The sequence below is a fragment of the Acetonema longum DSM 6540 genome (genome assembly GCF_000219125.1).
In the GTDB taxonomy this organism is placed as follows: Bacteria; Bacillota; Negativicutes; order Sporomusales; family Acetonemataceae; genus Acetonema; species Acetonema longum.
The window spans coordinates 1-324 of record NZ_AFGF01000216.1 but is presented as its reverse complement, the minus strand read 5'-3'; the positions used below and the strand labels follow the sequence as shown (position 1 = coordinate 324).

General features: G+C 59.0%; 1 protein-coding gene. It reads left to right on the top strand.

Annotation, left to right across the window (positions count from 1 at the left end; genetic code table 11):
- Positions 1-324: hypothetical protein (locus tag ALO_RS17070; protein WP_004098528.1), on the top strand; the 324-nt coding region annotated here is incomplete at both ends.

The window sequence follows — 324 nt, the reverse complement described above, 5'->3', positions numbered from 1 at the left end:
TACGATTAAAGCCAATCAGAACCTTACCATAGACACCGGTTCCATCACCAACCAAACTGGTCTCATTACCGGCGGCGAAGTCACCCTCACCGCTGACGACACTCTCGCCAACATCAGCGGCCTCATCAGCGGCGACAACGTCACCCTCACCGCCGGCGCCATCCTCAATCAAACCGCCGCCGAAAAAGACACCTACCGGGAACTGGAACAAACCCATCTCCTCGACACCGCCGGCATCATCGCCACAGGAACCCTCAGCCTCACCGCCACCACTGGCTCCATCCTCAACCAGGGAGCCCTCTTAGGAGCCGGCAAAGACCTCAG